The sequence below is a fragment of the Nocardia sp. NPDC057272 genome (assembly GCF_042668615.1).
Taxonomy (GTDB): Bacteria; Actinomycetota; Actinomycetes; order Mycobacteriales; family Mycobacteriaceae; genus Nocardia.
Window position 1 is genome coordinate 44,927 of record NZ_JBHUYK010000041.1, and the last position, 7,284, is coordinate 52,210.

The following is a 7,284-nucleotide window of genomic DNA, read 5'->3' on the forward strand; positions in this document are numbered from 1 at the left end:
CCAGTGGTGCGGGGCTTTTTCATGTCCGGACTATCCCCCGAACACGCGCTCGACGACGGCCTTCGCGCGCCGGGTGATGCGCATGTAGGTGTCGAGGAACTCGCTACCGTCGTCGTTGGGCCAGCCGGCTACTCGGGCCACCGCCGAGAGCAGCTGGCCCGGGCCGGGGAGCTGGTCGGTCGGCTTGCCCTTGACCAGGACGAGGGCGTTGCGGGCGGCGGTGGCGGTGATCCACGATTCACGCAGGAGCGCGACGTCCTCGGGCTCGAGGATGCCCTCGGCTTCGATCACGTCGAGCGACTGCAGGGTCGAGGTGTTGTGCAGCGCGGGTATCTCGTGCGCGTGGCGCAGTTGCAGGAGCTGGACGGTCCATTCGATATCGGCCAGGCCGCCGCGGCCCAGCTTGGTGTGGGTCGACGGGTTGGCACCGCGCGGAAGCCGCTCGGAGTCGACGCGCGCCTTGATGCGGCGGATCTCGCGGACCGATTCCTCCGACACCCCGCCGGTCGGATAGCGGATCGGGTCGATGACGTGCAGGAAGCGCACGCCCAGATCCTGATCGCCCGCCACCTGGTGCGCGCGCAGCAGCGCCTGCACCTCCCACGGCTGGGCCCATTGCGCGTAATAGGCCTGATAGGCGGTCAGCGTTCGCACCAGGGGCCCGTTGCGGCCCTCCGGGCGCAGGCCCGCGTCGACCTGCAGCGGCGGGTCGACGCTCGGTGCGCCGAGCAGCCGTTGCACCTTCTCGGCGATCCCGTTGGCCCATTTCACGGCCGTGGCCTCGTCTTCACCGGGGCGCGGATCGCAGACGAACAGCACGTCGGCGTCGGAGCCGTAGCCCAGTTCCATCCCGCCGAGCCTGCCCATGCCGATCACCGCGAAGTCGGCGGGCGCGGGCGCTGCGCGTTCGGCCTCCGAGGCGCGGATGACCGCGCTCAGCGCTGCCTCGAGCACCGCGACCCACACCGACGACAGCGCCTCGCACACCTGCGCGACGTCCAGCATGCCGAGCACATCGGCCGAGGCGACCCTGGCCAGTTCGTGGCGGCGCAGTGAACGTGCCGCCGCGACAGCACGTTTCGGGTCGTCGTAGCGGGCGGCCGCGGTCTGCATGCCGCGGGCGACGTCTTCGGGTTTCGTGCTGAGCAGCTGCGGACCGCCGGGCCCGTCGGCGTACATCCGGATGGTGTCGGGCGCGTTGATCAGCAGATCGGGCAGGTACTCCGAGGAACCGAGCACGATCATCAGACGCTGGGCCACCGCGCCCTCGTCACGCAGCACGCGCAGGAACCAGATCTGGTCGTCGAGCCCCTCCGACACCCGGCGGTACGCGAGCAGCCCGGCGTCGGGATTCGGTGTGTCACCGAGCCATTCGAGCAGAGTGGGCAGCAGCAGTGCCTGGATGCGGCCCTTGCGCGAGACGCCGCCGGTGAGCGCTTTGAGATGGCCGAGCGCGTTCGCCGGTGCGCCATAGCCGAGGGCGGCGAGCTGGCGGACGGCGGCGTCGGGGCTCAGGCGCAGCGCGTCGGAATCCATCCGGGCAACCGCGTCCAGCAGCGGGCGATAGAACAGTTTCGCGTGCAACCGCCGGACTCGCACGGCGTTGCGGCGGATGTCGGTATCGAGCACGCCGACCGCGTCCTGGCGGCCGTCGGGCCGGATGTGGGCGGCGCGGGCCAGCCAGCGCATGCCCTCCTCGTCATCGGCCGCGGGCAGGGTGTGGGTGCGCTTGAGCCGCTGCAATTGCAGGCGGTGTTCGAGCAGACGCAGGAATTCGTAGGAGGCGGTGAGGTTGGCGGCGTCCTCACGGCCGACGTAGCCGCCCGCGGCGAGGGCCGTGAGCGCTTCGACGGTATTGGTCACGTGCAGTGCCTCGTCGACCCGGCCGTGCACCAATTGCAGGAGCTGCACGGCGAATTCGACATCGCGCAGGCTGCCCGCGCCGAGCTTGAGCTCGCGCTCACGCATGTCGGCGGGGACCAGGTCCTCGACCCGGCGGCGCATGGCCTGGACGTCGGCGACGAAGTCGGGGCGTTCCGACGCGGTCCAGACCATCGGCATCAGCGCGTCGCGGTACTGCTTGCCGAGTTCCATATCGCCGGTCATCGGCCGGTTCTTCAACAGCGCCTGGAACTCCCAGGTGCGCGCCCACCGCTTGTAGTAGGCGAGGTGGGAGTCGAGGGTGCGCACCAGTGCTCCCGCCTTGCCCTCGGGGCGCAGTGCGGCGTCGACCTCGAAGAAGGCCGAACTCGCGACGCTCATCATCTCCGCGGCGAGCCGGGTCGCGGTCGCGTCGGCCGGTTCGGCGACGAACACCACGTCGACGTCGCTGACGTAATTCAGTTCTCGCGCACCACATTTGCCCATCGCGATCACCGCGAGGCGCACCGGCACCGGGCCGTTCTTACACACCCTGGCCACCGCGACCGACAGGGCGGCGGTGAGCGCGGCATCGGCCAGATCCGACAGGTGCTTGCCGACCACCAGGTACGGCGGCACCGGTTCGTTCTCGACGGTGGAGGCGAGGTCGACCGCGGCCAGCAACATCAGCTGATCGCGGTACCTGCCGCGCAGCAAGGCGACCGCCTCCGGACCGGCGATCCCGGCACGGAACAGCATCGGCCCCGCGTTGGGTCCGGTCTCCGGCGCCGCGTCGACGGCGTCGAGCAAATCGGCGATCAGTTCGTCACGGCTGGGAAGTTCGTTCTCGCGCAGTACTTTCCACGCAGCCGGGGCAGCGACCAGATGGTCGCCGAACGCCGTCGACGAGCCGAGCAAGCCGAACAGCCTGCCGCGCAACGTGGTGTCGGAACGGATCGCCGAATCCAGTTCGGGCCATTCGTCTTCGAGCGATTCGCGCAGCCGCACCAGCGTGGACAGGGCGAGGTCGGCATCGGGCGAACGCGAGAGTGCCCAGAGCACCGGCACCCCGTCGACGTTGTCCCAGCCGAGTTGATGCAGGGAAGCCGCCGCTGTCGGTTCGAGTAAACCGAGCCGGCCGACGCCGGGTACAGCGGAGCGGGCAGTCGGTGGCCGGACCATAGCTGTGATCCTAGCGGCTGACTCCGCGGGCTTTCGGCCTGGAAGCCTTGATCCGGTCAGCCCGGATCAAGGCGGCCCGGGATCACTCAGAGACTCAGGTATTCCTTCAGCTCCCAGGGAGTGACCTGTGAGCGGTAGTCGGCCCACTCACGGCGCTTGTTGCGCAGGAAGAAGTCGAAGACGTGTTCGCCGAGGGTTTCGGCGACCAGTTCGGAGCGCTCCATCGCCTGCAGTGCCTCGTCGAGGGTGCCGGGCAGGGTGCGGAAGCCCATGGCGCGACGCTCGGCGTCGGTCAGCGACCACACGTCGTCCTCGGCCTCGGGGGGCAGCGTGTAGCCCTTTTCGATACCGCGCAGACCCGCGGCCAGCAGCACCGCGAAGGTCAGGTACGGATTGCAGGCGGAATCAGGGCTGCGGATCTCGACGCGCCGCGACGACGACTTGTTCGGGGTGTACATCGGCACCCGCACCAGCGCCGACCGGTTGGACCGGCCCCATGAGGCCGCGGTCGGGGCTTCGCCACCGTGGATCAGCCGCTTGTAGGAGTTGACCCACTGGTTGGTGATCGCGCTGATCTCTGGGGCGTGCTCGAGGATGCCTGCGATGAACGAGCGCGCGGTGCCCGAGAGGTTGTTCGGGTCGTCGGGATCGGCGAAGGCGTTGTTCTCGCCCTCGAACAGGCTCATGTGGGTGTGCATGGCCGAGCCGGGGTACTGGGAGAACGGCTTGGGCATGAACGTCGCGCGCACGCCCTCGTCGATCGCCACCTCTTTGATCAGGTAGCGGAACGTCATCACGTTGTCGGCCATCGAGAGCGCGTCGGCGTAGCGCAGGTCGATCTCCTGCTGGCCGGGAGCGCCCTCGTGGTGGCTGAACTCCACCGAGATACCCATCGATTCGAGCGAGTCGATGGCATGGCGGCGGAAGTTCGGCGCCGCGTCGTGCACGGCCTGGTCGAAGAAGCCGCCGTTGTCGGCCGGGGTCGGCTCGTAGCCGTCCTTGAGCTTGTTCTCCAGCAGGAAGAACTCGATCTCGGGGTGCACGTAGCAGCTGAAGCCCGCGTCGGCGGCCTTGTTCAGCTGACGGCGCAGCACGTGGCGCGGGTCGGCCCAGGACGGCGAACCGTCGGGCATGGTGATGTCGCAGAACATCCGCGCCGAGTGCTGGTGACCCTTGGAGCTGGCCCACGGCAGCACCTGGAAGGTCGACGGATCGGGCCGCGCGACCATGTCCGCCTCGGACACGCGCGCGAAGCCTTCGATGGCCGAGCCGTCGAAGCCGATGCCCTCCTCGAAGGCGCCTTCGAGCTCGGCGGGGGCGATGGCGACGGACTTGAGGTAGCCCAGCACATCGGTGAACCAGAGACGGACGAAGCGGATATCCCGCTCTTCGAGCGTCCGCAGCACGAATTCCTTCTGGCGATCCATACCGGCGAGCGTAAGCACCCGGCGTTAAATCCGTGTTACATACGGAGACGGGTTTGCGATCTCGTCACATCGTTCGCACATCTCACCGGCCACGACGGGGCGCGGTGAGTAAATGTGGCTCTCAGCATGTGAGACCGGGCGCGGGCGTGGCGAGATCGACCAGATAGTCGATCACCGCGGTGTCGAGACACTGATCGCCCGCCACCAGAGCGGCGGTGTGCCGATTGCCGCGGAAGGTGATCAGGTCGGCGCCCAGCTGTGCGGCCAGGTCGACACCGGCCTGATACGGCGTGGCCGGGTCGTCGGTGGTGGAGACCACGACGGTGGGCGGCAGCCCGGGGGCCGAGACGCGATGCGGGGTGCTGGTGTTGGGCACCGGCCAGGCAGCGCACAGCTCCAGCGGGGCGGCGCCGGTGCCCTTGCCGTCGTCGAGGAACGGGGCGGCCTTGCGGTACTCGGTGTCCTGACGGCCGGTCACCGCGGGATCGGTGACGCGCGGATCGTCGACGCAGCGGATCGCGTTGAAGGCGTCCTGGGTGTTGGCGTAGGTGCCGTCCTGGCGGCGGCCGTCGTACATATCGGCCAGCTGCAGCAGGGTGTCGCCGCTGCCCGCGCGCAGTTCGGTGAGGCCCTGGGTGAGGATCTGCCACAGGTCGTCGCTGTACAGAGCCTGCTGGACGCCGGTGATCGCGTCGTTGTAGCTGAGGCCGCGCGGGTCGGTGGTCGGCGCCGGAGTCTTCTCCAGCGGTCCGACCAGCTCACGGAAACGGGTGACGGCCTGGGCGGGGTCGGTGCCGAGCGGGCAGTCGGCGTTCTTCGCGCAGTCGGTGGCGTAGGCGGTGAACACGCCCTGGAAGCCCGCCGCCTGACGCAGTGACTCCTGGACCGGGTCCTGCGAGGAGTCGACGGCGCCGTCGAGAACGAGCGCGCGCACGTTCTGCGGGTATTTCTCGGCGTAGGCCGAACCGAGGCGGGTGCCGTAGGAGTAGCCGAGGTAGCTCAGTTTCGCGTCGCCGAGCACGGCCCGCATGACATCCATGTCCTGGATCACCTCGCGGGTACCGACGTGACCGAGCAGGTCGACGCCGGAACGCTGGGCGCAGCGGTCGGCGTACTCACGGTTGTCGGCCTCGGCCTCGGCGATGCCCGCCGGCGTGTTGTCGGTGGGCGGCTCGGCACGTTCGGCGTCGGCCTGCTGCGGAGTGAGGCAGACGATCGAGGGCAGCGACGAGCCGACACCGCGCGGATCGAACCCGACCCGATCGAACTTCTCCGCCAGTTCGGTGCGGTTGCCGACACCGACCATCGACAGGCCGGAGACGCCGGGCCCGCCCGGGTTCATCAGCAGCGAGCCGACCTTCTCGCCGGTGGCCGGGATCCGGGAGAGCGCGATCTGGGCGGTCGGGCCGTCCGGGCGCGCGTAGTCGATCGGCACGGTGATCCGCGCGCACTCGGTTTTGGGTGGCAGCCGGTCCTCCGGGCTGCCGTAGCCCTCGCAGGAGCCCCAATCGATCTGCTGGTCGTAGAAGCTGTTCAGGCCCGGTGGGGGCGGGGGCAGTTCAGCACGCGGTGCGCTGTCCCCGCCGGTGCCGCATCCGGTGACGATCAACGCAGAGACAGCGCCGAGGAGCACGACGAGCCGGCCTCGCTGCACAGTGGGCCCACCTTTCCGCGCCCTGCGGCGCACACAATGCGCCCGAATGGGCTCGCATCACGGTAACCGAATCGCTGGTGTGACCGATCACACCGGCGCCGGGCCTTAAACCCGTGCGGGCGCAGGTGGCACACTGAGATGGTCAGAAAAGCCCGGGGACCCGGTATGGGCCTCGAGGAACCAGACGAAAGGGACGATGATGTCCGTATCCGATGAGCAGACTCCTGCCTACGGTGCCACTCCCGCCGACAACAAGCCACGCCGCAAGACCCGCGTCCAGCATCTCCAGCAGATGAAGGCCGACGGTGAGCGCTGGTCGATGCTGACGGCCTACGACTACTCGTCCGCGCGGCTGTTCGAGGAAGCCGGTATCCCCGTGCTCCTGGTCGGCGATTCGGCCGCCAATGTCGTCTACGGCTACGACACCACCGTGCCGATCACCGTCGACGAGCTCATCCCGCTCGTGCGCGGTGTCGTGCGCGGCGCCCCGCACGCGCTGGTCGTCGCCGATCTGCCGTTCGGGACCTACGAGTCCTCGCCGCAGCAGGCTCTGGCGACCGCCATCCGCTTCATGAAGGAGGGCGGCGCGCACGCGGTGAAGCTCGAAGGCGGCGAACGGGTCGCCGAGCAGATCGCGCTGATCACCTCCGCGGGCATCCCCGTGATGGCCCACATCGGGTTCACCCCGCAGAGCGTGAACACCCTGGGCGGTTTCCGTGTCCAGGGCCGAGGCGACGGCGCCGAGCAGCTGGTCGCCGACGCGATCGCCGTGCAGGAGGCCGGTGCGTTCTCGGTGGTCATGGAAATGGTCCCCGCCGAGATCGCGGGCCAGGTCACCCGCAAGCTGACCATCCCGACCGTCGGCATCGGCGCGGGCGCCGACTGCGACGCCCAGGTGCTGGTCTGGCAGGACATGGCCGGCTACACCAGCGGCAAGACCGCCAAGTTCGTCAAGCGCTTCGGCAACGTGGGCGACGAACTCCGCACCGCCGCAGCCACTTACGCCGCCGAAGTCCGCCAAGGCACCTTCCCCGGCCCAGAACACAGCTTCTGACCGGACCCACAACAACCTGTCCCCGTCCCTGTCCCTGTCCCCGTCTTCAACAACCCACCCAACCCACCCACCGCACTCCCGACCCCTAGGGAGGGACGGCCACGAAG

4 protein-coding genes are annotated in these 7,284 nt (G+C 69.0%); 1 reads left to right on the forward strand and 3 read right to left on the reverse strand.

Features of this window, described 5'->3' with window-relative positions; all coding sequences use genetic code 11:
- Window positions 1–30 precede the first annotated feature (30 nt).
- From ACFULV_RS32920 to ACFULV_RS32930, 3 genes are all read right to left on the reverse strand, one after another.
- Window positions 31–3,042: a bifunctional [glutamine synthetase] adenylyltransferase/[glutamine synthetase]-adenylyl-L-tyrosine phosphorylase gene (locus ACFULV_RS32920; RefSeq protein WP_378663637.1), complete on the reverse strand. Its 3,012-nt coding sequence runs from the start codon at window positions 3,040–3,042 to the stop codon at window positions 31–33.
- Between the two features lie 86 nt (window positions 3,043–3,128).
- A complete protein-coding gene (glnA, locus tag ACFULV_RS32925; RefSeq protein ID WP_378639179.1) occupies window positions 3,129–4,469 on the reverse strand; it encodes a type I glutamate--ammonia ligase in 1,341 nt (446 codons plus the stop codon).
- Window positions 4,470–4,590: 121 nt separating this feature from the next.
- Entirely contained in the window at window positions 4,591–6,123 is a 1,533-nt protein-coding gene (locus ACFULV_RS32930) for an alpha/beta hydrolase (protein WP_378663639.1), read from the reverse strand.
- Window positions 6,124–6,322: 199 nt separating this feature from the next.
- Here ACFULV_RS32930 and panB point away from each other — a divergent pair, with 199 nt between their 5' ends.
- Window positions 6,323–7,177: a 3-methyl-2-oxobutanoate hydroxymethyltransferase gene (gene panB, locus ACFULV_RS32935; protein ID WP_378639174.1), complete on the forward strand. Its 855-nt coding sequence runs from the start codon at window positions 6,323–6,325 to the stop codon at window positions 7,175–7,177.
- Window positions 7,178–7,284: the final 107 nt, after the last annotated feature.

Bases quoted from the DNA above. Each gene is read 5' to 3' on its own strand.
- ACFULV_RS32920 (WP_378663637.1), bottom strand. From the start codon at position 3,042: ATGGTCCGGCCACCGACTGCCCGCTCCGCTGTACCCGGCGTCGGCCGG.
- glnA (WP_378639179.1), bottom strand. From the start codon at position 4,469: ATGGATCGCCAGAAGGAATTCGTGCTGCGGACGCTCGAAGAGCGGGAT.
- panB (WP_378639174.1), top strand. From the start codon at position 6,323: ATGTCCGTATCCGATGAGCAGACTCCTGCCTACGGTGCCACTCCCGCC.